Raw genomic sequence first — 24,286 nt, 5'->3', positions numbered from 1 at the left:
AACAACTATTTTTCATCGCACGTTAAAACACCTAAGCAAGGCTCAGGGTTATAAATACAACGATACCAAACACGCAATTCATTTCTGATATAAAACAACCATAGAACAAAAATTATGGATTCCAAAGAGAGCACAACCCATTTTGCGCCCGAACTGCACATTCCAAACGGAACATTCGATATTGACTTTTACACGGAGTTTGGTGCAACGGAACATTTTTGTCTGCGAAATGATGACGGCAGTATTCATGTTGCCGAATTGGAACTTAACGGAGCAATTTTTCATCTGCACGAAACTATGCGGTGGTTTAATGCCCTTGAACCGGTGAGGGCAAAAGGGGTAACTTCAGTTATCGGCCTGTTTGTTCCTGATGTGGATGCGGTAATGCAGAAAGCCATTCAGGCAGGTGCCACTGAAATCCAGGCAGCAAAAGACCACGAGTACGGTTACAGGCAGGGAATGTTCCGAGATCCTTTTGGACATTACTGGCAAATACAGAAAAAAATTGCTGCAAGTAATGAGAGATAAATTCGTTCGGTACGGAAGCAAACACAAGTTTCAGGCTAAAAAGAACGATGGGAATGGAATAAAAGTCCGCAAACAAAAAAAGGTCATATCCCGGTTTTAACCAGCGATATGACCTTTTATTACTTATTACAAAACGTTAAGAAAGTCGGGATTTGCTCTTTACAGGCTGTGTTTTCCTGTTCGGGGTAGCATCAGAACCTTTTTCTTCCAAACCAAACCAGCCGCCCTTACGGGTGTATGTTTGCTTTGGTTCCTGATAAACATCAGAAAGAGGTGATATTTTCATTAAAGATTCTAAAGATTGGTTTGATTGATTTACGTTTTTCATGTGCTTGTATTGTTTTTATTTTTAACCCTCTGCCCTATTTCACTAACATCTTTTAAATCTGTTAATAAAGGTTCTATTTTTGTTTTCTGATTCAAATACTATGCCTAACAACATTGCACCACTTACAGCCGCTACCCCGCCCGCCGCTTTTGAACGCTTATTAACCATTATGGATACCTTACGTGAGCAATGTCCCTGGGACAGGAAGCAAACCTTAGAGAGTTTACGGCACCTGACCATAGAAGAAACCTATGAACTTTCGGATGCTATTCTGGAAGGAGATAAGCAGGAAATAAAGAAAGAGCTGGGAGACATTATGCTTCACCTCGTTTTTTATGCACGTATTGCGTCAGAAAGCAATGATTTTACGATTACCGATGTGCTGAACGGCATCTGCGATAAGCTGATCTCGAGGCATCCCCATATTTACTCGGATACAGCAGTTCAGGATGAGGAAGATGTAAAACGGAACTGGGAGAAACTGAAGCTGAAAGAGGGCAATAAATCAGTCCTGGCAGGGGTTCCTGTTTCTTTACCTGCTCTCGTTAAAGCTGCCCGCATACAGGAAAAAGCCCGTGGAGTTGGTTTCGACTGGGAAGAAAAGAGCCAGGTTTGGGAAAAGGTAGAAGAGGAACTGCGTGAGTTCAGGGATGAATTTAATGCGCTGGATGCGGAAGAGATCGATAAGGAAAAGGCGGAAAGTGAGTTTGGCGATGTGCTGTTTTCTTTAATAAATTATGCCCGCTTTATAGATATTAACCCCGAAAACGCACTGGAAAAAACGAATAAAAAGTTCATCAAACGGTTTCAGTACCTGGAAAGCAAAGCGAAGGAACTTGGAAAAGATTTGCGGGAAATGACTTTAGCTGAAATGGACGAATACTGGAATGCTGCAAAAAAATTGTAATTTTTTTCAGGCTAACTTGTAGCGTTTTAATAAAAAAACACGTAATGTTCTAAAAAAGAGACGGATTGTATGATTATCAAGTCATTAAAACTTTATTGCATACTTGCTGTAGGCTGTTTGTACTCCTGCTCTGAAAAGATCGATCTTGCCCATTTAAAAGGCACTTATAAGGGAACGTTCATCCATACCGACATGCTCAGCTCTTTTTACCCCCCGCCGTCTGAAGAGGCTATTGTGATGTTTAATTCCAATACGTACACGGCTTCTCCGAAAGGTTCGGGAACTTTTGATATTTTAACGGAAAATAAAATTAAATTTAAGGATCAAAATATATGGACAGCCAACTTTGACTGGAACACGATCCTGAACGGCGAGTACAGTTATAAATTAAAAGGAGACAGCTTATTTCTTCAGAAAGAAAATGGCTCAAGTATATATGAATATCGTTTAAAACGGACAGAACAAAATTAGTACATGCTCAAACCTGTAGCCGTTTCGGAAGAGGAGCTCCTTCAGAAATGCAAAAAAGGCGATTTAAAATACCTGGAAAAGCTGTATAAACACTTTTATAGCTACGCTATGGGAGTTGGTTTGAGGTATTTATCAGACAGGGATGATGTTCTGGAAGTTGTAAACGACTCATTTATCAAGGTGTTTGGCTCTATTCATTCCTTTAATTTAGAAAACCCGTTTAAGCCCTGGCTGCGGAAAATTGTTGTAAACACAGCCATCGACAGAAGGCGAAAGAACCTGCGGTACCTGGACCAGGTTGATATTGAGGAGGCTGTTTCAATCGGGCATCAGGCACAGGTTATAGACGAATTAAACGCGGAGGACATCAGGAGCATGTTAAATAATTTGCCCGAAATGCAGCGGGTTATTTTTAACCTGTACGAAATTGACGGCTACAACCACGAAGAAATCGGAACTATGTTAAATATTCCTGAAAGTTCTTCGAGAGTGTATTTAAGCCGAGCAAAAGAAAAGTTAAGAAAGAATTGGAACAATCAGCACAAAACCAGATATGAACAATCAGTTTGATGAAAAACTTGTGAACAGGATCAGGGATGTGTTTGACAATTATGAAGACACAAACGCGGATCTTGGCTGGATGGAGCTTCGCAAAAAGTTTCCAGCCAAAAACAACAGGCGTACCGTACTATGGTGGATGAGTACTGCAGCGGCAGTACTGTTGCTTATTTCAGGCATTTGGGTTTTTAAACCTGAAACACTAAAAAACAATAATAAAATAAAACCGGAAACTTACAGTTCAAATAAACCGGCGCAGCCTGCGGAAGAGAATAAAACCTCAGAAGAAACAAATAACACTCAAAGCCTGCAGCCTGTTCAATCCTTGGCTGACAATGATGAACGAAGTACAGTGGAGAGTACAAGAGTGGTAGCAAAATCGCATGAAAAACTAAATACGAGCTTAGCATACCATAAACAAGTTCCTGTTCACGAAGATAAGGTAACCGTTTCTTCGGCAATTCAAACACCGGCTGCAGCAGAGTTAAATCCCGGCATTGAAACAGAAATTCCTGTTCAGCCGAAAGCAACAACTCCAGAAACAGCAATAGCTCAAAACACCTCCCCTGTTGTTAAAAAACAAACTTCTTTAGCGGATATTCATGAAAACAAAAAAGAGGCGGAGAAGAAGAAGGAAAAAGCGGCAGATAAAAAAATAAGCCTGGAAGTATTTGCGGGAAGTTTTGTTAACTATTCGGAAGGAAGCGACAATAAATTAAACTTAGGTGCAGGAATTTCTACAGATTTTGCGATTGCAAAAAACCTGAAGCTATCGGCCGGAATTTCTATCACGCAAAATCAATTATCGTATAAACAGGATATACCACCGGCGGCAGCTAATAGCTTTAATGCCTCTTATAACAATGCTGACCGTTTATTAGGTGTGAACATGACAAGATACGACCTGAACCAGTACGATGCCGATTTACTGGGGCTTGATATTCCGATTAACCTGAAATACAGCTTTGGACATCAGAAAAATGAATATTACGTTTCCGCGGGTTTCAGTTCAGGTACTTTCCTGAATGAATCATACACATATCATTATTCAAGTACCGGCCCCGGCGATCTGTTTGTGCCTAATGCGAGTACAGTAACCAACAGCGGCCTTTCTGATAAGAGCTCTACCGGGTTTGATATAGCCCGTATGCTGAATGTATCGGTCGGATTAGGATATCCTGTAGGAAAGCAAAACAAATTAATTTTAGAGCCTTTTCTCCGCTACCCGCTGAAATCTGTAGGAGAAGAAAACCTGCGGTTCGGAGCAGGCGGCATCAATCTGAAGTTTAACTTTAAGTCTTTTAAATAGAGCAAGAACCCACTACTTGGTACTTGATACTAGCTACTTGATACTAACTACTTGATACTCCCTATTTAAACCCAATCGCCTTCACCGGCGAGATTTTAGTTACCAGCATGGAGGGAACAATCAGAACAATAAGGCAGATAATTAAAGTTCCGATATTTAACAAAACCACATCCATAATTTCCAGTTCAATGGGAACAAAAGAAATGTAATACGATTCCTGGTCGAGCGAAAAGAAGTGTGTAGCATGCTGAAAAACACAAAAGCCAATACCGAGGATGTTCCCCAGCAATAAGCCTACGCCAATTAGAAACGCCGCATTGTTTAAAAATATCTTCTGAATCTGCCAGTTGGTACTTCCCAGTGCTTTTAATATCCCGATCATGTTCGTGCGCTCGAGGATAATAATGAGCAAAGCAGAGATCATGTTAATAACCGCTACCGCCAGCATTAAGGCAAGGATCACCTGGGTATTTACATCCAGCAGGGAAAGCCACTGGAAAATAGTGGGATAATATTCTTTTATGGAATACGACTTTAAGTCGATATCGATATTTTCATACACTTTATTTGCAATGGCATCCAGTTGCCTGAAATCCGCAACCCTCAGCTCGTACCCTCCTACCTGGTCAGGTTTCCAGTCATTCAACCGCTGAATCAGAGAAAGAGCCCCGATAACGTACATCTTGTCAACATCCTCTACACCGAGGTCGTATATTCCAACAATCTCAAACTTTCTCTTCCGCAAAGGCTCCTGAACAAAATACATGAGAAAATCGTCGCCTACCTTTAGTTTTAAACGGCTGGCGGTGTATTTTGAGATCATGATCTGCCTTTGAACTTTTACACTGTCGCTAAAGTCGAGCACTCGGCCCGAAACAATGATATTTTTAAAATAATCCCAGTTATATGTTTTGTCTACCCCTTTTAAAACTACGCCTTCCACCTCGTCGTTGGTATTTATTATTCCGGGTTTAGTAGCAAAAGGTTGCGCAAACTGAATATCTTTATAAGATTTTATTGTTTGAAGTGTAGCGGGCTTGATTGAAAAAGGTGTGTTTTCATAGGAAGAGTTTAAATCATATTTCATGATGATTATATCTCCCGAAAAACCTCTTACTTTTTCGCGGATCTGGCTCTTAAATCCTTTTACAATAGCCACGGAAAGTATCATGACAGCCAGGCCGAGCATAATGCCCAGAATAGCAATGCGCACACTCAGTTTCGAAAAGGTACGTTTAGATTTAAAAGCGATCCGGTTGGCAATAAAAGCAGATAAATTCAAGCCAAATGTTTTTTATAATTTAGCAAATATGCAATTTTTTATTGTACAGCATTTTCTGTTTTGCATCGCTAAAGGTTTAACATAAATACTAATTTGATGAAAAGGAATTTGATAACATACGCAGCCGTGTTTTTGTTGTTACTAACTTCATGTACTTCTGCCGGCCAGATTCACTACCGCGGCAGCGGAGTTCCAAACCCTAAAAATGTGCATGCCGAGGATATTGATAAGCCCCGTACTCATGGGAAACTGAAAACCGGGGCGGAACAGACAGAACTGTATATCCCGTATTTAAAAGGAAGAAAAATAGGGATGGTAGTGAACCAGACTTCCATTATTGGTAAAACAACCACTGTCGACAGCCTTCGTTCCCTGAATATTAATATTGTAAAAATATTCGGCCCGGAACACGGATTCAGAGGCAATGCCAGCGCCGGAGCCAAAGTAAATAACAGTGTGGATGAAAGAACAGGAATACCTGTTATTTCCCTTTACGGAAAACACTACAAGCCTTCAAAAGAGGATCTATCGGGAATAGACCTGATGATATTTGACATACAAGATGTGGGCGCACGTTTTTACACCTACATTTCAACGCTGCATTATGTGATGGAGTCCTGCGCAGAAAACAACGTTGAATTATTAGTGCTCGACCGGCCGAATCCCAACGGCTTTTATGTAGACGGGCCCGTGCTTGAAGAAAAATACAAATCTTTTATTGGCATGCACCCCGTACCTATTACGCATGGAATGACAATCGGCGAGTATGCTCAAATGATTAACGGCGAAGGTTGGCTGGCAAATAAAGTTCAATGCAAAATAAAAGTTATCAAGCTGGCAAATTACACGCACTTAACGCCCTATACGTTGCCGGTTAAACCCTCCCCTAATTTAAACACCCAGCAATCTGTTTTGCTGTACCCATCATTGTGTTTGTTTGAAGGAACAATCATCAGCCAGGGCCGCGGAACTTACTTTCCTTTCCAGGTGTTGGGAAGCCCCTTGCTTAAGTCGAAATACCGATTCAACTTTACACCTGTTAGCATTCCGGGCATGAGCGAAACTCCTTTGCATCAAAATAAAGCCTGCTACGGCCTTGATCTAAGAAAATTCAATACAAATTCGTTCAGGAAAACCGGGAAAATAAATTTAAAGTGGATGCTGGAGTTATATAATGCTTACCCTCAAAAAGATCTTTTTTTTGATGCCAGCCAAAGCAAACAGATCAATAATTTTGAACGACTGGCAGGTACAGCGAAGCTAAGGGAACAAATTATTGCAGGAAAGACGGAAGAAGAAATACGTTTATCCTGGGAGCCGGCGCTATCGCAATATAAGATAATGAGAAAGAAATATTTACTATATCCATAAGTTCAAGATGAAAATACTTTTTATGGGCACTCCAGATTTTGCTGTAGCTTCACTGGATGCGCTTATTTCAGCGGGCTGCGATGTGGCGGCCGTAGTTACCGCTCCGGATAAACCTTCCGGAAGAGGGCAAAAGCTGAATGAATCTGCCGTGAAGAAATATGCTGTTTCAAAAGGCTTGCCTGTTTTACAGCCCCTTAAATTAAAATCAGAGGATTTTCTGCAGCAACTGCACACATTCAACGCTGACTTGCAGGTAGTAGTAGCTTTTCGCATGTTGCCGGAAGCAGTATGGAGCATGCCTCGAAAAGGAACTATTAATCTTCATGCTTCGCTTTTACCAAATTACCGGGGGGCAGCACCCATAAACTGGGCAGTTATAAATGGTGAAAAAGAAACCGGAGTGAGCACTTTTTTCCTGCAGCACGAAATTGACACCGGCAATATTATTTTTTCAGAAAAAATAACCATCAGTGAAGATGAAACTGCCGGCGATATTCACGATAAATTAATGGAAACAGGTGCAAAACTGCTTGTTAAAACAGTAAAAGCTATTGAGGAAGGAGATTACAAAGAAATGCCGCAAAACGCTTTACCATTTACAGAACAACCAAAACATGCTCCGAAAATTTTTAAGGAAGATTGCCTGATAGACTGGAACCAGGATGTTCAAAAAGTTTATAATTTGATCCGGGGATTGAGCCCTTACCCAACGGCTTATACTGTTTTTATGGACAAAAGCTTCAAGATTTTCGGAAGCCGGATGGAAATTAAAGAACCGGGAATAAGTCCGGGGGCATTTTTAACAGACGGAAAAACGTATTTGAAGTTCGCCTGTAAAAATGGTTTTATATCTGTTGCAGATGTACAGCTGGAAGGAAAAAAAAGAATGAGTATTGAAGAGTTTTTAAGAGGAGTGCGGTTATAAATAGCTTTCCAAAATTTTAGGGCTTTTAGAAAGTTTTAACTGCAAAAAGCATTAAGCTCTTCATATAACTTGTGGGTAGGCAAACCTACTACATTGGTATAAGAGCCGTTAATTTTTTCAATACCAACTAATCCTATCCATTCCTGTATTCCGTACGCTCCCGCCTTATCAAAAGGCTTGCAGGTTTGAATATAATACCGGATCTGGTCGGGTTTTAAAGATTTGAAAAAGACTTCAGATACTTCATAAAAGGAATAAATTCCTGTAGCCTTCAACAGACTTACACCTGTTATAACCTCGTGCTTTTTGCCGCTAAGGAGTGAAAGCATTTCAAAAGCGTGCTCCTCTCCTTCCGGTTTTCCCAAAATCTGGTTATCAATTGAAACGATGGTATCTGCAGTAATGACAATTTCATTCGTTATGGATTCATCAAAAGCACGGGCTTTTTTTTCAGAAATATACAAAGCTATTTCTGTTGGAGATAAATTTTCAGGATAGCTTTCGTCCACCTCTTTCAGTACAACCCTGAAGTTAATGTTCATTAACTGTAATAACTGTTGCCTGCGAGGGGATTTGGAAGCAAGGATTACCGGAGGTAAGTTCGTAATCATAATTTTAATCAGGTAGAAGTAATACTGTCATCATGAGCCGAAGGATCTGCATCATACCAGCTGTTCTGAAGTTTGAGAACTTTCTCCATAACATCCCGAACACAACCAGCGCCTCCTGAAAAAGGCGAAATATATTCACAAACCGCCTTTACTTCCTCTACGGCATCAGCAGGACACACAGGCAAACCTGCTTCCTTCAATACCGGAAGGTCCGGAATATCATCTCCCATATAAATGATATCCTGCTTTTGCAAATTGTGCTGCGCTAAAAAGTCATTGTAAACGTCGAGCTTTTTATCCACTCCCAAATAAACATCCGTAATACCCAGACCATTCAATCGCGATACGACGCTTGCTGATTTCCCTCCTGAAATAGCGCAAACTTTAAAACCTTTTTTTACAGCCAGTTGCATGGCGTAACCGTCACGCACGTTAAACCGTCTTAACTGTTCACCGCTTTCAGTAACCAAAACAGTGGCATCTGTTAGTACCCCGTCAATGTCCAGTATAAAGGCTTTAATATGTTTCAGCTTCTCGAGAAACATGATTTAAAATAAGTTAAATATGCACATCTTCGGCATCTGCAAATCTATTTACTGATTATCCCGCCATTCGTACACCCAGGCCGACTGAATTTGTTCTAAATGTCCTTCATTGCATTCTTCACGTTTTCCCGCAAAATTCGGAAGGCTTAACACCCATTCCATCAGTTCGGTAAAGCGTATGCGATAGATTTGTGATTCGCCAAATTCGTCGCCGAATTTTTCATAAAGCCCCATTGCAATATCTTCATAATCGTTCCAATGAACCGGTAAAGCAAATTTATCCCCAATCATATTTGATCTGTTAATGTCCTAAAAATTGATTCTGATCTGGTAAAGTAACTTCAATATCGCCATCTAAAACTACACACTGGCATCCTAAACGGGAGTTAATTCTTGGATTTACCGCCCGGTCTATAAAGTCTTCCTCTTTATCTGAAATTTCCTGAATGTTATCCATCCCTTTATTCACATATACATGGCAGGTACTGCATCCGCAAACACCGCCGCAGTTATGCTGCAATTCAATGCCATTATCCAGGCAAACATCTAACACTGATTCACCTGCTGCTATTGGTATTTCAACGGGCTGCTTATCGGCTTCTTCAAAGTTTATTTTTATTTTATAAACGTTCATTTGGCGACAAAATTAACAAAATTGCTAAGGCTGTGAAGTATGATGAGCTTTAATTATGCTTTTGCTCAATTGTTCGTATAAATCTTTTAAAAATGGATGATCTTGTAAAAAATCCACGTGCTTGTCTATGACACGGATATCATTTCGAACTGCAGGACCCGTTTGAACAGCTTCAGGATCAGCGGCCTGAACTTTTGCTGCTGTTTCAGCAATCAAAGGCCGGATCAGATCAAAGCTTAAACCATGTTCTTTCAGAATTTGATTTGCAATAGCGTACAGATGATTAGTGAAGTTACAGGCAAAAACAGCAGCAACATGCAATGCCTTTCGTTTTTCAGAATCCAGCTTTAAAACTTTGGTTGTTAATTGTTCAGCAACCTTAACAAGCTGTTCTTCTATCGCAGGTGTACTTCCTTCAACAGCAAGGGGTATTTCAGAAAATGCGACGTCTTTGAACTTAGAAAAGGTTTGAAGCGGGTAAAGCACACCGATACGATTTGATACACCCGACAAAACACTTATATCTACAGAACCGGAAGTGTGTACAAGTAGCTTATCCTTTAGTTTGAGTGTAGCAGCAAGCTCTGTTATGGCATCATCCGAAATAGAAATAATATAAAGATCGGCATCGGGAATAATATCATAAATGTTAGCTGATGATGCTGCATCCAGTTCACGGGCAAGTTCCTCTGCATGGGCTTCGCTCCTGCTCCATACCTGCAAAATTACATGACCAACCTGTTTCAGAGCCTTCCCCAAATGAGTGGCTACATTTCCGCTTCCCAGAAGAACAATCTTCATATCAGGCAGCCTTGTACTCTTTATTTCTGCGGAAAATTGATAACAGAAAACCTATAACCATAATAATGGTTCCACCCCAGAAAAGGTTAATGAAAGGAAATTTAATTGCTTTCATAACGATCCATTTTTTAGGTGCCGGAGGTTTTTGATAAACCATTAATTCAAGTTTATTCTTTTCAGGAAGAACATCCGAAAAACGCAGCCTCAAACCTGCCTTGTCAATATTCTTTCCGAAGTCGAATTTATTTCCTCCTTTTAAAAGAAAAACAGGCTCTGTCGTATATTTCTGACCGTTTTGAATAATTTCCAACAGCATTCCTACGGCTACATCATCCTTTGCCAAACTGATATTCTCAATTTTAGCGTCCCGGTTAATGCTTTTAACAACAATAACTCCGTCGCGGGTTTTAACTGTGTCGCCCGGAGAAACCTGGTACTTTACCGGCTTTTCGTAATTTTCTTCCTCAGAATGTCCTTCGTGCTCCTCGTGTTTCTGTTCAATCTGCGGGGCAGCGGTAGTATGCGTATAAATATCGTATGTTAAATAATGCTTGGTATCCGGAGAAGCAACGAGCCCCATTTTAGGATTTTGCTGGGCATTCGGATAAAGATTAAAATCTTCGGTAACCTTTCCTGTTTCTTTATCAAGAGCCCTATAATTAACCTTATAAAAGGTATTGGGACCAATGGTTGTATCGCTTAAATAGGTAACACTGTATTTATCCAGCTGAACCGGTTCATTCTGGTAAAGCATCAGGTTCTCGCCCGGTTTTTCCGCTTTCTCAAAGTCCGCAACGGGAATAGCTCCGGTATTGTTGATGGATATTACCTTGTTTGTAGCAGCAGCCACCAGAGCGCCGATTAAAATAAGTCCGAAGCCAATGTGTGCGATAGCTGAGCCGGCAAGTTTCCATTTTCCCTTAAAAGCATCAAAGAGGATTCTTGAATTAGCAATAATGGAGAAAACAGCTGCAAAAGTTAGCAGTATAAATATCAGATTGGAATATACTTTTGTTACATAAACAGCTCCTGCTGTTACAACTACAGCAACTACCACAGCGACAAGAACGCTGCTGAAAAACTTTTTAGGATTGGTATTTTTATATTTCAGATACTGCGAAAAGCCGGAAATAAGTACAATTACAATAGCGAAAGGCACCTGCCACTTATTGTAATGCTGCACCACTTCGGCAGGGGGAGCAATTTTTGTTTTAAAGATGCTGTTGAATACAGGGATAGAAGTAGTAGCAATAATCTGTACACAAGCTACAGTCAGAACCAGAGCCCCGATAAAAAGCCAGAATTCACGGGAATACGTTTCTTCGTCTTTTTTGGTTATTGGCAATTCCTTCCAACGAACAACGAGTAAAGCCGCGGCAAGAGCCAGGAAAACGAGGATATAAATTACCAGGTGCCAGAACATGCCCAGATCGGTAAAAGCATGTACGGAAGTTTCGCCCAATATACCACTACGGGTTAAAAACGAAGCATATAAAACCAAAACAAAGCTTATCAGCACCAGGAACGTTGCAGTAAAATAAGAATGTCCGGAAGAACGGTACGCGATAATGACATGTACTCCGGCTATTAACGTGATCCATGGAATTATTGAAGCGTTTTCAACTGGATCCCAGGCCCAGAAGCCGCCAAAATTTAAAGCTTCATAAGCCCAGAATGAACCCATTATAATTCCTGTACCCAAAATCATCACGGCAAAAAGTGCCCAGGGAAGCGCCGGCTTTATCCAGTCCTGGTAGCGCTTTTGCCATAATCCGGCAACGGCGTAAGCAAATGGAACAACCATGGATGCAAACCCTAAAAACAAGGTAGGCGGATGTATCACCATCCAATAATTTTGCAGCAGAGGATTTAGACCATTTCCATCATCAATCAGGCTAAGATAATCAGGGCGTGAAAAAATAGGCCCTTCTATGGCGTCTCTTAATAAAATAAATGGCGAACTTCCAACCCGTGTTCCTACTATTTCTACACCGAGCAGCATGGAAGCAAGAAAAGTCTGCGACAACATAATCGTTGCCATTACCGGGTTTTCCCAGCTTTTTGCCCGTCTTACCAAGAAATTGCATAAAACTGCCTGCCAGAACATCCACAGCCAGAAACTTCCCTCCTGTCCCTCCCAAAAGCTGGAAATAATATAATAAACGGGTAACGATTTTGAAGAATGCGCCCAGGCATAATGGTATTCAAAAAGGTGATTATAGATAATATAAAAGAGACTGGAACCTATTCCAACTACGGCTAAAGTATTAAGCCAGAAAGCTATACGTGCAATACGCTGCCAGGAATTATCCAGTGTATCTTTTACCGCAGCAAAATAATAACTGATGCCTGAGAGAAGCGCCGTACTGAAAGAAAGAACAATAAAGAACTGTCCGATTTTACCGGGGAGCAGGTGTTCACCTACAAATTGAATATCCATCTATAATTTAAATTTTAGCAGAAGCAGGGGTTACTTCTTTAACTTCTATCTGGTCTTTCGTGTATTTCGATGGACACTTCATTAATATTTTCGAGGCATGAAACTCATCACCCACCATTTTTCCCGTAAGAACAATCTGCTCTGATTTTTCAAAGTCCTGAGGTTTTGACCCGTTGAAGACCACTTTACACTCTTTCCCTTTGTTATCTACCATATAGAAGGCAAAGTAATTTGCATCTTTCTGCGGATCGTAAAAAAGTTCTTTTTGTTTATTCAGCTGGCCTACAACATGCAGTTCGGTATGAGTTTCTGAAGCTTCATTAAAAGTACCATACGTACTCGAATCGGCATAAGTGCTGATGATCATTCCGATAGCAATCGCGATGATTATAATTCCGATGATCGAGGTTTTTTTCATTTTGCTAATTTGTTTTAAAAGATTAAAAACAGCCCTTGAAATTCTTTCCGCAAAGGTATGAATTAAACTGCTGAATAGTAAAAATATACGGGCTTATATCTTTTATTGTTACATTGATATGAGGAGAAAAGACTCCAAATCAATTTAGAAAATGACGAATTAAAAACCAGCATCAATTTTACGGCCAGATACCCATATTGATATACGAATTAGCTACTTTATCAATGGAGCTGACAAAAGCCGCTGTTCGCAGAGCATCAATTTTGGTATTATACATTTTCACATTACGGATTTCGTGATAAGAACGGATCATCGTGTCTTCCAAACCTGAATTCACCAACTCTAGTTCCGATGCTCCCTTGACAATCATGCTTCGCTCGCTCAAACTTAGATTTGTACCGGTCATCTTTTCAACCATGTTCACTAAATTCAGGTTAGCATTCTCTTCGTAACGCTTATCCATCCGTCCGAATGCTACATGCGATAAATTTTTGAGCCATTCAAAATACGAAACCGTAACTCCGCCGGCATTACAATACATATCGGGGATAATAATACCTCCATTTTTAATAAACGCACTGGCGGCTTCGGGGGAAGTAGGGCCATTAGCTCCTTCCGCAATTATTTTGGCTTTTATTCTTCCAATGTTAGAAGAAGTCAGCTGGTTTTCTAAAGCTGCAGGTACCAGAATATCGCATTCCTGCTCTAATCCTTCAGCAGATTTTTTAAATTCTGTTTTTGCTCCCTTAAATCCTAAAATAGAGCCTGTTTCCTTACGGTGGCTTATCACTTCTTCCAGGTTTAATCCATCTGGATTATAGATTGCACCTTCAAATTCACATAAGCCTACTATTGTGCCCCCAAATTCAGTTAAAAATTTAGCAGAATGGTAACCCACATTTCCGAGCCCCTGCACAATAATCCGTTTTCCCTCCAGGCCTGCGCTCAATCCTAAAGGTTTCATATCTTCTGCAATGGAAACACATTCTTTAACAGCTATTGCTACTCCCCTTCCGGTCGCTTCCCGGCGGCCTGCTATGCCATGCAACGCGATGGGTTTTCCGGTTACGCAACCCAGTGCATCCAATTGCCCCGGATTCATGGTATAATACGTGTCAAATATCCAGCTCATTTCACGTTCTCCCGAACCGTAATCGGGTGCCGGCACATCAATGCCAGGCCCGATAAAGTTTTTCTTGATCAATTCAACGGTATATCTTCTGGTAATGGTTTCAAGCTCTGCAAGCGTATAATTTTTAGGATTTATCCTGATTCCGCCTTTCGCCCCACCAAAAGGTACATTTACAATGGCGCATTTGTAAGTCATGAGTGCTGCCAACGCCATTACCTCGTCCTCATTTACCATCTCGCTGTAGCGGATTCCTCCTTTTGTTGGAGATTTATGATGCGAATGCTCAACCCGCCATGCATCGATCACTTCAAACCCGTCGCCTTTTCTAATAGGGAAACGAAACCGGTACACGCTGTTACAGGTTTTAATCTGATCCAATAACCCCTGCGGATGTTTGGTAAACTGAGCCGCATAATCAAAAAAGCTGGATACATCGTCAAAAAAATTGGTTGGTGCGGAGGTAACAACTGTTGAATCTGCCATGTCGTATAAATTAATAGTTGGTCAAGCAAGAGAAACATCTATTCGGGCCGACAGTTCTGCCGGGAATATTTAAGGAAAGCGTAAGAAGAGATTTACTGATTACGTTCTATTTTTTTTATTCGTCTGTCGATACTAAACAAATAAATAAAAAGGCCTATAAATATAACGGCAATAACCGCAACTACCACATATATTTTACCAGAAGCTCTCAGATCAACCGCCATTCCATTTTCTGCATTCTGAGCAAAAACTATTGTTGTAACAAAGGAAAGGACAAAAAGGATTATAATTTTTTTCATGAATCTTATAAAAGCTATTTAAAAGAGCTGTATTTAACCGATTATTCGGAATCAGAGTTTTTCTTTTCAATTAAACGGATACGATACCGCAAAGTCGCCACCCAGAGGCTTACAAGGATCCAGCCTAAGCAGGCCGGATAAAATACAGCCCTCATGGTATTATCCAGATCATATTTACCAAAAGCCGGGTTTCCGCCATTTCCTGGATGCAGAGAATCTGTCATCCGTGGAAGAATAAATAAAAGAACAACCATTACCGGAAAGGCAAAAATATTATAGATAGCTGAAATCTTCGCCCGCTTTTGTTCCTCGTCAATCGAATTTCTTAATACCAGATAAGCGCAGTAAACCAAAAAAGCAATTGCCGCACTGTTCTGCTTGGGATCATTGCTCCAGGGTTCTCCCCAGGTATAATTAGCCCAGATCATCCCTGTCACCAATCCAAAAATATAAAAAATAAGCCCTGTATTTACACATTCCACGGCAATTAGATCGTACTCTTCTTTAGGATTTGAAAGTGTTTTAATACTGTAAAAAACAGATATAGCAAACAAAACAATCATTCCGAACCACATGGGTACGTGGAAGTAAAGATTACGGATGGTTTCATGAACAATCGGAAGCGCCGGAACCGGCAATAAGAAGCCGGAAATCAGGGTATATACAACCAATATGCCCCCCAGTGTCTTCCACCAGCTTTTATAAATAAAACTCATAATACGTTGTTGCCAAAGGTAGTGAATAATACTAAAAAAGCACTACTGTTCAACCTTGTATTATAACTCTAACGACACCATTTATTGTAACAAATCTTTCTCATTGAGAAACTGTATAAACAATATTGTTCTCGCATTGTCTTTAGTTGAAAATATTTTAATTAAAGCGCTATATATTTATAATTTCAAATAAACTATTACTCAATTCTCACTTATGATTGAAACTTTTACTGCTAACACAAAAACAAAACTACTCGAAACAGAAGAAAAAATTATCCCCCTCAATTTTGTAAAAAAGAAATCAGAACGTTTGTACTTTCTGGACTGGCTTCGTGTAACTGCGTTTGCAATTTTAATCATCATGCATACCGCTGAAGTATTCGCTGATAGGGGAGGCTGGATTAAGAACACGGAAACATCACGGGAACTTACTTATATTTTATTATTCTTCAGACAATGGAGAATGCCTTTATTATTTATTATTTCTGGGGCTGCTGTTTCTATGATGCTTAAGAAGATATCCACGGTAGAGTTTTTAAAGAGCAGGGGAATTCATATACTGTTACCGCTTCTTGCTGGAATGATTATTATAATTCCTCCACAGATTTACTACATAAACCATGCTGAGGGAAGTTTTTTACAAATTTATCAAGACGTCTTTACATTTAACTGGTTTCCAAAAGGCAATTTTCACTGGCTTCACTTATGGTATTTAGCTTTTTTATTTGCATTCACTATTATCCTAACACCTTTAATTATCACTCTTAAAACTGAAAAAGGAAAGACATGGATAGATAGTATCTGTAAAAGACTAAATTACTCCTATGTACTATTTACGTTAGCATTATTGCTGGAAGCACCATTTTATTTAGTCAATTTATGGAAGCCGAGAAGCGACCTTTCCGCACTGCTTTTTTACTTCCCGTACTTTGCATTTGGAGCCTTGCTGTTTACTAATCCAGGCATCCGGAGTACATTTAAAATCTACAAACAAAAATCACTTATTCTTGCTGTTGCTACTACTTCTATATTGTATCTTTTTTTCTGGATTACCGATGACAGAAATCATACTGTTGTTGAGCCTATACTCACTCAACAAGTAAATGATTCTCTTCATATGCTCCTGGAAACTTTAAACCGCTGGTTTTGGCTTATTACTTTCTTCGGCTATAGTATGCAGTATCTTAATTTTGGTTCAAGAAGCCTTTCATACGCAAATAAGGCCGTATATCCATTTTATATTTTACACCAAACCGTTATCATAATGCTTGCATATTATGTAGTAAAATTCCCCGGGAATATGACTTATAAATTTATTGCTATTCTCTCCTTTACTTTTATAATCATTATGGCATTATTTGAATTTGTATTAAAAAGAACCAAAATAACAAGAATGCTCTTTGGAATTAAATTATAAATGTTTGATTTTTTCGTTCCTCTTATTCTCGCCACAAATAAGGGAATAAGAGCATTGAGACAGTTAGTACTATAACATTTATAGCTGCCAGCACGCCGATCTCATTTAAACTAACCGAGCGGTCAAGGCCATCCATTGCATTTTTAGAAAACTTTATAAGCACTATTAATAACGGAATAATAACAGGGAAGCCCAGTATAGCCATTAAAGCGCCATTATTACCGGCACGAGAAGCAATGGCTGAAATCATGGTAAAAACAGCCGAAAAACTAATGCTTCCGATTATTACCGCCAGGATGTAGTAAAGCGGGTCTCCTAAGGGATTATTAAATACGACGCTATAAACGGTTAATGCAATTACTGCTAAAAGAAGCATTAGCAGGATGTTGTAAATAATTTTGGAAAGAATAACTGCCTGCGGACTGCAAACAGTATAATAATATTGCTGCCGGCCTTTGCTTTCCTGCACAAAACTTTTAGAAATAGCGTTTATTGACGCAAAAAGCATAATTATCCAGAACAGGGCATTCCAGGTAAGCGGATCTATTTTTCGAAAAGAAAGGTAGCACACAAAAATAGTTGACACTACGTAGAGCATAATTCCGTTTAATGCATATTTTGAACGCCACTCCAGCATCATATCCTTTTGAATAAGGAATTTTACCTGACTGAATAAATTCATATCGCTCAAAGATAAGAGTATCTGCAATAATTGTCGGAAGATTGTTTCGTTCACTCTTCCAATCAGTATTTTACTATATTTAAACCCTATGGAACAAGCAACAAAAAGAGCGTCAACGCTTAAAGGAACCCATGAAATTCTATATAGACGCAAAGTACTGCGGCCCGTGTATTACAATGACAGACTACTTCCAAAGAGGTATTAGAAAAGATGTACAGTCCGGGTAAAAGACGGGGATCGCTTAACGATTTTAAAAAACAGAGTGAAACTCCGCAAATTCCCAATAACATGCAAAATTTACGTGGCATTTTTAAAATTGAGAACGGATGCAGGTATGAATAACAGAATTGCTGATAATCTTAAACAGCTTTTTGAAGAACCTTGCTTAAATTAGAATTAGTATTGCAGATCAGTCAGAATAGCGTAAAGGGCAGGATGAATTTGAAAAAGATTTGAATATCCGGAGTTGCTAAAACACGTGAAAAGTAACTTATGAAGGATGCATATATTACAGATGAAGAGAGACTACAGGCAATCAGGGAATACCAACAATGGATAGAAATCAGAGCCCATTATATGAAGATGTATTTGAGAGAAAACAAGAGGATATGAATAGATATTATAAGAAATTTTGCTATACATTCCCTACACCTATAACTTAAATTTTAATGATGATTATCAGCCATAAAACGAATTATTTGCTGCTATTTAAGACCGCATTAATTGCACTCATTTTTACCATTTCAGATAGAACTTTTGCCCAACAAAAAATTGGGGTTTTTACTGCCAGCAGCGATATTGGAAAGGTATTATCAAAAGGTTCAGTATGGTTTGACCCTGAAAAAGAGGCCTATACAATTGCCGGATCGGGAACTAATATTTGGGGCGGCCATGACGAATTTCATTATTTATGGAAACAAATGGAAGGCGATTTTATACTACAAGCCCGCGGATCTTTAATCGGGCAAGGAGATCCGCATAGAAAATTCGGATGGATGGTAAGAAATTCGCTTGACACAAATGCTGCTCTTGTAAGTGCTACAGTTCATGGCGACGGACTTGCATCTTTGCAATTAAGAAAAACTAAAGGTACCGAATTAACAGAAACTCAATTATCTGCAACAGCACCCGATGTAATACAATTAGAAAGAAGAGGTAATAAATACATTATGTCTGCTGCGAAATATGGAGAACCATTTGCAACAACGGAAATAACGGATATAAACATTGGAGATAGTGTTTATATCGGCCTTTTTATCTGTGCCCATAATAAAAATGCTATTGAAAAAGCAGTTCTAACTGATGTGCGAATTACCGTTCCGGCCAAAGAAAACTTTGTTCCATATAAAGATTACATCGGCAGCAATATTGAAATATTGGATATAAATTCGGGCACCCGAAAAATAATTTATACCGCACCTAACTCATTGCAGGCCCCCAACTGGGCCCCTGACGGAAAAACACTGATTTATAACAGTGAAGGACTGATGTATGCATTTGATTTAAAAAAACGTAAGCCAGAATTACTTAATACAGATTTTGTAAAAAAGAACAATAACGATCACGTTCTTTCCTTTGATGGTAAAATGCTTGGCTTAAGCAGTTCCAGCGCCGACCCGAAATACGGATCTGTTGTTTATACAGTTCCAGCAACCGGAGGGAAACCAAAACAAATTACGCCTACAGGACCTTCCTATTTGCACGGCTGGTCGCCGGATAATAAATTTTTGCTTTTTACGGGTCAGAGAAACAAGGAATTCGACATTTATAAAATCCCGTCAGCAGGAGGTGAAGAAATTCGGTTAACAACAAGTCCCGGATTAGATGACGGTTCGGAATTTACACCAGACGGAAGATATATTTACTTTAATTCAGTAAGGTCCGGAACGATGCAGATATGGAGAATGAAAGCTGATGGAACAGAACAGAAACAAGTGACATCAGATGAATTCAATAACTGGTTCCCGCATGTTTCGCCCGATGGCAAATGGATCGTATTTGTTTCTTTTATGAAAGATGTTCCGCCCGGCGATCATCCTTTTTATAAGCATGTATATATCCGCTTACTGCCAATTGAAGGAGGCAAACCAAAAGTGATTGCCTATTTATACGGCGGCCAGGGAAGCATGAATACCCCATCCTGGTCACCTGATAGCAAAAGAATAGCATTTATCAGTAATACTGAAATTAAACCAGAATAAAATAATGAAGTATATAATTCTTATTTCATCTCTGATATTAACCACTACTTTTTTTCCCTGTTCAGCACAAAAAAAATCGATTGAAAGTAAGCTTCACTTTTATGCTGCTAACAATAAATATATTCAATACACAGGCCGCATTCAGTTTGACAACCCGCTGAAACCCCGCTTTTGGGCGGGAGGCGTGTATATCACCGCCCGTTTTAAAGGAACTGCCTGCGAAGTAATTGTAACGAATGAATTTGCCGGAAATAATTACCTTGAAATAGTAATTGATAAAACAAAGGCTTACAGGGTTAAAACAGAAGGTAAAACCGATACCATACAGGTTGCCAGCGGGTTAAGCAATGAACCCCATACCCTTACTATTTGTAAAAATACCGAATCAAATAATGGTTACCTTGAATTTATAGGTTTACGCTGCAGCCAGTTGCTTTCACCTCTGGCCAAACCTGTTCGTAAATTAGAGTTTATAGGTAATTCCATTACTTCGGGTGCCAGCAGTGACCTTTCTGAAATTCCATGCGGAAAAGGGAAATGGCACGATCAACACAACGCCTATTTTAGTTACGGGCCTACCACTGCCAGATTACTTAACAGTCAGTGGCATCTTACTTCTTACTCAGGCATTGGTTTAACGCATAGTTGCTGTAATATTAAAACTACTATGCCTCAAGTCTTTAACAAAGTAAACCTGAGCAAAGATTCCATTTCCTGGGATTTTAGCCGATATACTCCCGATGCTGTCACCATCTGTTTAGGACAAAACGACGGCATTCAGGATTCGACGTTATTTTGTACTACTTATATTAATTTTATCCATAAAATAAGGAATTACTATCCCCATGCTGATATTATATGCTTAACCAGCCCGATGGCAGATTCTGCGTTGGTAAAAGTTATGAAAATTTACCTGACAGGAATAGTAGATCAGGTTAATAAAGAAGGGGATCGAAAAGTATATAAGTACTTCTTTTCTAAACGTTACCATCACGGATGTGACGAACATCCGGATTTAGCCGAACACAAAGAAATAGCACATGAACTGGCCTCATTTTTAAAGAAGCAATTAGATTGGTAAATTTATTATAGATAAACCTATTATTCTATGAAAACTTTAAACGTTTACTTAAGCTTCGCAGGACAGTGCCAGGAAGCTTTAAACTTTTACGCTAAGGTATTAGGCGGAAAGATTATCTCCTTACAAAAATTTGGAGATTCGTCAATGCCTTCCGATGAGGATAAAAAGAACTAGGTTCTTCATTCTGAATTCAAAGCAGATGGAATTTACTTCATGGCTTCTGACGGAATGGATAACAGTGAGCCTTTACGCAGTAACATCAGTTTAAGTATTAACCTGCCGAACGAACGGGAGCAGGAAACCGTATTTAATAAACTTGCTGAAGGAGGTACTGTAACTATGCCCTTACAGGAAACATTCTGGGGTGCCAAATTCGGAATGCTTACAGATCAGTTTGGCATTAACTGGATGCTGAACTGTGAAAAAAAGAAATAAAATACGTTCAATCAATGGTGAATAAAGATCAGCGCATTGATGCTTACATCGACAATTCTGCCGGTTTTGCAAAAGCTATTTTAGACCATTTACGGTCGGTTATACATACAGCCTGTCCCGAAATCCAGGAAACTATAAAATGGGGATTTCCGCATTTTGAGTATAAAGGAACTGTTTGCAGTATGGCTGCGTTTAAACAACATTGTGCTTTTACTTTTTGGAAAGCTTCTCTCCTGACTGATCCGAAACAATTGTTCAAAAAAAAATTAGAACAAGGTATGGGCCAGTTGGGCCAGATAAGTTCTTTAGCAGATCTTCCCCACTATGAAATACTCATTGAATACATACGGGAAGCCGTACAATTAAATATTTCTGGAAAGAAAGTTTTGAAAACAGCGGCATCGAAAGAAAAAAAGGAACTTGAAATACCCAACTATTTTGAAGAGTTTCTGAAGCAGAACAGCACCGCACACAGTACCTTTAATAACTTCAGTTATTCCCATAAAAAAGAATATATAGAATGGATTACGGAAGCAAAAACAGAAGATACCAGGAACAAACGGATGGCTACAGCGCTTCAGTGGATCGCCGAAGGTAAAAGTCGCAATTGGAAATATGCTAAAAAATAAAGATTTACTGCCTGAGTTTGTCTCTATACTGTCGTGTGCGATAGGCGACTTGGCAATAAAAGCAGATGAAAAAAACGTTTTCTTTATTGGATTTGATCAGGAGATCAGATCAGAAAATCCCAATGTAATAAGTAATTTGGCGAAACAGCAGTTAGAAGAATACTTTGCTGGAAAACGTTCGGTTTTTGATTTCCCTATAGTACAACCGGGAACAGAATTCCAGCAAAAAGTATGGGCTGAATTGTTGAATATTCCTCCCGGAACTCCAATAAGTTATGCTGCACTTTCAAAAAGAATGAACAATCCACTTGCAATAAGAGCCATAGCTGCTGCCAATGGCAAAAACAATCTTATGATCGTTGTTCCCTGTCACCGAGTTATCGGCAGTTCGGGCGATCTGGTTGGATATGCAGGAGGATTGTGGCGAAAAAAATGGCTGCTGGACCATGAAGCGAAACTAACAAGAAAAGGACAGGCATCTTTAAACCTATAACTATTTCTGTTAAACCAGTTCCTTCATTTCTTTCCTTTTATTCAGCATTCTGTAAGCCGAGGGATTTACTTCGTAGTATTTTTTAAAAATCTTATACAGGTGGCTTTCATCCGTAAAGCCAAATTCATAAGCAATTTCCGACACACTCCTATCACTGTAAATCAGCCGGTATTCCACCATTTTTAATTTATATTTAAGGATGTATTGCTGCAGGTTTTCGCCGGTTTGCTTTTTAAAAAAAATGCTCAGGTACTTCGGTGAATACCGAAAATTTAAGGCTAAGTTTTCAATTCGCAATTTTTCGGGCTGAAAGATGTTCTGACGGATATAAACCAGGATATTTTCTATTATTGAAAAAGACTTCGACTCCTCAACTTCCACATAACTTCCTTTAATTATATTCCTGGCCAGGATTGTGAGAATAGCTTTCATCAAACTATCCATCATTACTTCATAAGATCCTGAGTGCCGGTGCTGATATTCGTCAAGAAGCACCTCTAAAAGATTATTCAGTAATTTTTTTTCGTTGTCATCTTTAACTATGCTGCCACAATACTGGTACGGGGCGTTCAGCAAAAATTCAAAAGAACGCTGCCATGTATTCGCTTTCCGGGAAGATGAGCTTTCGAAGATGGTTTCCATAAAGCGGATATAGCAGAAACGGGTTGCCGACGTTATCTCAAAATAATGAAAATCTTCCGGGCCTAACAAAAAGATATCGCCCGAAGTGTATTCAAACCCGTTTTGGTTTACAAAATGCTTTCCCTCCCCTTTCCGGATAAATATAATTTCAAAGTGGTTGTGCTTATGAACAGGATGTTCCCATGCTTCTACTTCAAATTCATTGATATTAATAGGTTCGTATTGCAGGTAACGTTTCATATAATGAAGCTACCAAAAATTATTGAATTTTTACAACAAACGTCTTGTCAACTGAAAGTACCTTTGTAAAACTTAATAAAAATATAGGGGATCTGATCCCAGCAAATACTTCTTTTCTTAAATTAAGAAATACCGGGATTAAAAGCTGAAGTTATACATCACTTCAGCACGAATAAACTATTAACATCTGTGTTAGATTGTTAGTATCTGTGTTAGTTTAATCGGGTTAGCATCCTTTTCAGGATGCTAACATTTTTTAAAGAACCTTATTGTTAAACCTTTTTTCTATACTACTCCGATTTCAGGTTCCAGCCGTTGTTTCCTGCCAGCAATAATCATCAGTACTGAACCGATAATTAACAAAATCCATCCTATTCCTCGAAACCTGATAATACTTGCAGCAGCTTTTGCCAGTTTCTTAAAAGGAATGAAACTGAAGTAATCGTTCACTTTGAAATAAACAGCAATTAATGTAAAAAGCACTACGATCAAGGCGGCCCAACCTGAAAAGCGCAAAATGCCCTGCTTGTGAAAAACCGAGGCAATCAATCCTAAAATGGCAAGCACAAAAACAATGGAGGCAAGAACAGAATCAATATCCCAGTAATTCCAGTTACCGATAATGGGAATATGAAGCATAGGGCTCATGCCTCCCGCTATAATAAATATCGCTCCTATTATCCCCAAATAATTTTTAAAGCTGATCAT

At 39.3% G+C, this 24,286-nt stretch carries 28 protein-coding genes and 1 pseudogene; 14 read left to right on the top strand and 15 right to left on the bottom strand.

Annotation, left to right across the window (positions count from 1 at the left end):
• Positions 1-114 precede the first annotated feature (114 nt).
• On the top strand, positions 115-528 hold the full coding sequence (locus ACLCDL_RS09815; RefSeq protein ID WP_423148112.1) for a VOC family protein: 414 nt from the start codon (positions 115-117) through the stop codon (positions 526-528).
• A gap of 136 nt (positions 529-664) precedes the next feature.
• On the opposite strand, the gene ACLCDL_RS09810 is transcribed toward ACLCDL_RS09815, so the two are convergent.
• A complete protein-coding gene (locus tag ACLCDL_RS09810) occupies positions 665-856 on the bottom strand; it encodes a hypothetical protein (RefSeq protein ID WP_423148111.1) in 192 nt (63 codons plus the stop codon).
• 100 nt (positions 857-956) lie between these two features.
• On the opposite strand from ACLCDL_RS09810, the gene mazG reads away from it, so the two are divergent.
• From mazG to ACLCDL_RS09790, 4 genes are all read left to right on the top strand, one after another.
• Positions 957-1,763, top strand: coding sequence for a nucleoside triphosphate pyrophosphohydrolase (gene mazG / locus ACLCDL_RS09805; protein WP_423148110.1), 807 nt, complete (start codon positions 957-959; stop codon positions 1,761-1,763).
• 69 nt (positions 1,764-1,832) lie between these two features.
• Positions 1,833-2,234, top strand: coding sequence for a hypothetical protein (locus tag ACLCDL_RS09800; protein WP_423148109.1), 402 nt, complete (start codon positions 1,833-1,835; stop codon positions 2,232-2,234).
• Between the two features lie 3 nt (positions 2,235-2,237).
• Entirely contained in the window at positions 2,238-2,804 is a 567-nt protein-coding gene (locus ACLCDL_RS09795) for an RNA polymerase sigma factor (RefSeq protein WP_423148108.1), read from the top strand.
• Complete coding sequence (locus tag ACLCDL_RS09790; protein WP_423148107.1) at positions 2,788-4,101, top strand: hypothetical protein; 1,314 nt, start codon at positions 2,788-2,790, stop codon at positions 4,099-4,101. The genes ACLCDL_RS09795 and ACLCDL_RS09790 overlap by 17 nt, the downstream gene beginning before the upstream one ends.
• 61 nt (positions 4,102-4,162) lie before the next feature.
• Here ACLCDL_RS09790 and ACLCDL_RS09785 read toward each other — a convergent pair whose 3' ends face one another.
• Positions 4,163-5,383, bottom strand: a complete 1,221-nt coding sequence (locus tag ACLCDL_RS09785) for an ABC transporter permease (protein WP_423148106.1) — start codon at positions 5,381-5,383, stop codon at positions 4,163-4,165.
• A 96-nt stretch (positions 5,384-5,479) separates the two neighbouring features.
• Here ACLCDL_RS09785 and ACLCDL_RS09780 point away from each other — a divergent pair, with 96 nt between their 5' ends.
• Positions 5,480-6,754, top strand: a complete 1,275-nt coding sequence (locus tag ACLCDL_RS09780) for an exo-beta-N-acetylmuramidase NamZ family protein (RefSeq protein WP_423148105.1) — start codon at positions 5,480-5,482, stop codon at positions 6,752-6,754.
• Positions 6,755-6,761: 7 nt separating this feature from the next.
• Complete coding sequence (fmt, locus tag ACLCDL_RS09775) at positions 6,762-7,679, top strand: methionyl-tRNA formyltransferase (RefSeq protein ID WP_423148104.1); 918 nt, start codon at positions 6,762-6,764, stop codon at positions 7,677-7,679.
• A gap of 35 nt (positions 7,680-7,714) precedes the next feature.
• Here the strand turns inward: fmt and ACLCDL_RS09770 are convergent, their stop codons facing one another.
• The 10 genes from ACLCDL_RS09770 to ccsA (ACLCDL_RS09725) form a co-directional block, all read right to left on the bottom strand.
• Positions 7,715-8,290 carry a Maf family protein gene (locus tag ACLCDL_RS09770; protein WP_423148103.1) on the bottom strand — a complete coding sequence of 192 codons (576 nt, stop codon included), beginning with the start codon at positions 8,288-8,290 and terminating at the stop codon, positions 7,715-7,717.
• An 8-nt stretch (positions 8,291-8,298) separates the two neighbouring features.
• Positions 8,299-8,835 (bottom strand): KdsC family phosphatase, encoded by a 537-nt coding sequence (locus ACLCDL_RS09765; protein ID WP_423148102.1) that lies wholly within the window; start codon positions 8,833-8,835, stop codon positions 8,299-8,301.
• 48 nt (positions 8,836-8,883) lie between these two features.
• Positions 8,884-9,126: a Fe-S cluster assembly protein IscX gene (gene iscX / locus ACLCDL_RS09760; protein ID WP_423148101.1), complete on the bottom strand. Its 243-nt coding sequence runs from the start codon at positions 9,124-9,126 to the stop codon at positions 8,884-8,886.
• 10 nt (positions 9,127-9,136) lie between these two features.
• Positions 9,137-9,469, bottom strand: coding sequence for a 2Fe-2S iron-sulfur cluster-binding protein (locus ACLCDL_RS09755; protein ID WP_423148100.1), 333 nt, complete (start codon positions 9,467-9,469; stop codon positions 9,137-9,139).
• Positions 9,470-9,493: 24 nt separating this feature from the next.
• Positions 9,494-10,270: a Rossmann-like and DUF2520 domain-containing protein gene (locus tag ACLCDL_RS09750; RefSeq protein WP_423148099.1), complete on the bottom strand. Its 777-nt coding sequence runs from the start codon at positions 10,268-10,270 to the stop codon at positions 9,494-9,496.
• Between the two features lies 1 nt (position 10,271).
• Complete coding sequence (gene ccsA, locus ACLCDL_RS09745) at positions 10,272-12,710, bottom strand: cytochrome c biogenesis protein CcsA (RefSeq protein ID WP_423148098.1); 2,439 nt, start codon at positions 12,708-12,710, stop codon at positions 10,272-10,274.
• Positions 12,711-12,717: 7 nt separating this feature from the next.
• Complete coding sequence (locus tag ACLCDL_RS09740) at positions 12,718-13,128, bottom strand: cytochrome c maturation protein CcmE domain-containing protein (RefSeq protein WP_423148097.1); 411 nt, start codon at positions 13,126-13,128, stop codon at positions 12,718-12,720.
• Positions 13,129-13,306: 178 nt separating this feature from the next.
• A complete protein-coding gene (locus tag ACLCDL_RS09735) occupies positions 13,307-14,743 on the bottom strand; it encodes a Glu/Leu/Phe/Val family dehydrogenase (RefSeq protein WP_423148096.1) in 1,437 nt (478 codons plus the stop codon).
• A 92-nt stretch (positions 14,744-14,835) separates the two neighbouring features.
• Positions 14,836-15,042 (bottom strand): CcmD family protein, encoded by a 207-nt coding sequence (locus ACLCDL_RS09730; protein WP_423148095.1) that lies wholly within the window; start codon positions 15,040-15,042, stop codon positions 14,836-14,838.
• Between the two features lie 41 nt (positions 15,043-15,083).
• On the bottom strand, positions 15,084-15,749 hold the full coding sequence (ccsA, locus tag ACLCDL_RS09725) for a cytochrome c biogenesis protein CcsA (RefSeq protein ID WP_423148196.1): 666 nt from the start codon (positions 15,747-15,749) through the stop codon (positions 15,084-15,086).
• 223 nt (positions 15,750-15,972) lie between these two features.
• On the opposite strand from ccsA (ACLCDL_RS09725), the gene ACLCDL_RS09720 reads away from it, so the two are divergent.
• A complete protein-coding gene (locus tag ACLCDL_RS09720; RefSeq protein WP_423148094.1) occupies positions 15,973-17,175 on the top strand; it encodes an acyltransferase family protein in 1,203 nt (400 codons plus the stop codon).
• A 22-nt stretch (positions 17,176-17,197) separates the two neighbouring features.
• On the opposite strand, the gene ACLCDL_RS09715 is transcribed toward ACLCDL_RS09720, so the two are convergent.
• Positions 17,198-17,857 (bottom strand): heme exporter protein CcmB, encoded by a 660-nt coding sequence (locus ACLCDL_RS09715; protein ID WP_423148093.1) that lies wholly within the window; start codon positions 17,855-17,857, stop codon positions 17,198-17,200.
• A gap of 668 nt (positions 17,858-18,525) precedes the next feature.
• Between ACLCDL_RS09715 and ACLCDL_RS09710 the strand changes: the two genes are divergently transcribed.
• From ACLCDL_RS09710 to ACLCDL_RS09685, 6 genes and pseudogenes are all read left to right on the top strand, one after another.
• On the top strand, positions 18,526-20,058 hold the full coding sequence (locus ACLCDL_RS09710) for a TolB family protein (protein ID WP_423148092.1): 1,533 nt from the start codon (positions 18,526-18,528) through the stop codon (positions 20,056-20,058).
• Positions 20,059-20,062: 4 nt separating this feature from the next.
• Complete coding sequence (locus ACLCDL_RS09705) at positions 20,063-21,139, top strand: SGNH/GDSL hydrolase family protein (protein WP_423148091.1); 1,077 nt, start codon at positions 20,063-20,065, stop codon at positions 21,137-21,139.
• 27 nt (positions 21,140-21,166) lie between these two features.
• Positions 21,167-21,313, top strand: a complete 147-nt coding sequence (locus ACLCDL_RS09700; RefSeq protein ID WP_423148090.1) for a VOC family protein — start codon at positions 21,167-21,169, stop codon at positions 21,311-21,313.
• Between the two features lie 12 nt (positions 21,314-21,325).
• Positions 21,326-21,574, top strand: a pseudogene (locus ACLCDL_RS09695) (VOC family protein); the annotation flags it as partial.
• 14 nt (positions 21,575-21,588) lie between these two features.
• Entirely contained in the window at positions 21,589-22,203 is a 615-nt protein-coding gene (locus ACLCDL_RS09690; RefSeq protein ID WP_423148089.1) for a YdeI/OmpD-associated family protein, read from the top strand.
• Complete coding sequence (locus tag ACLCDL_RS09685; RefSeq protein WP_423148088.1) at positions 22,190-22,696, top strand: methylated-DNA--[protein]-cysteine S-methyltransferase; 507 nt, start codon at positions 22,190-22,192, stop codon at positions 22,694-22,696. Before ACLCDL_RS09690 ends, ACLCDL_RS09685 begins: the two co-directional genes overlap by 14 nt.
• Before the next feature lie 9 nt (positions 22,697-22,705).
• On the opposite strand, the gene ACLCDL_RS09680 is transcribed toward ACLCDL_RS09685, so the two are convergent.
• Positions 22,706-23,578 (bottom strand): AraC family transcriptional regulator, encoded by an 873-nt coding sequence (locus tag ACLCDL_RS09680; RefSeq protein WP_423148087.1) that lies wholly within the window; start codon positions 23,576-23,578, stop codon positions 22,706-22,708.
• 285 nt (positions 23,579-23,863) lie between these two features.
• Positions 23,864-24,286 carry a hypothetical protein gene (locus tag ACLCDL_RS09675; RefSeq protein ID WP_423148086.1) on the bottom strand — a complete coding sequence of 141 codons (423 nt, stop codon included), beginning with the start codon at positions 24,284-24,286 and terminating at the stop codon, positions 23,864-23,866.

Source organism: Rubrilithobacter danxiaensis (assembly GCF_047272945.1).
Taxonomy (GTDB): domain Bacteria; phylum Bacteroidota; class Bacteroidia; order Sphingobacteriales; family Sphingobacteriaceae; genus Rubrolithibacter; species Rubrolithibacter danxiaensis.
This window is presented reverse-complemented; position numbering and strand designations above follow the sequence as displayed.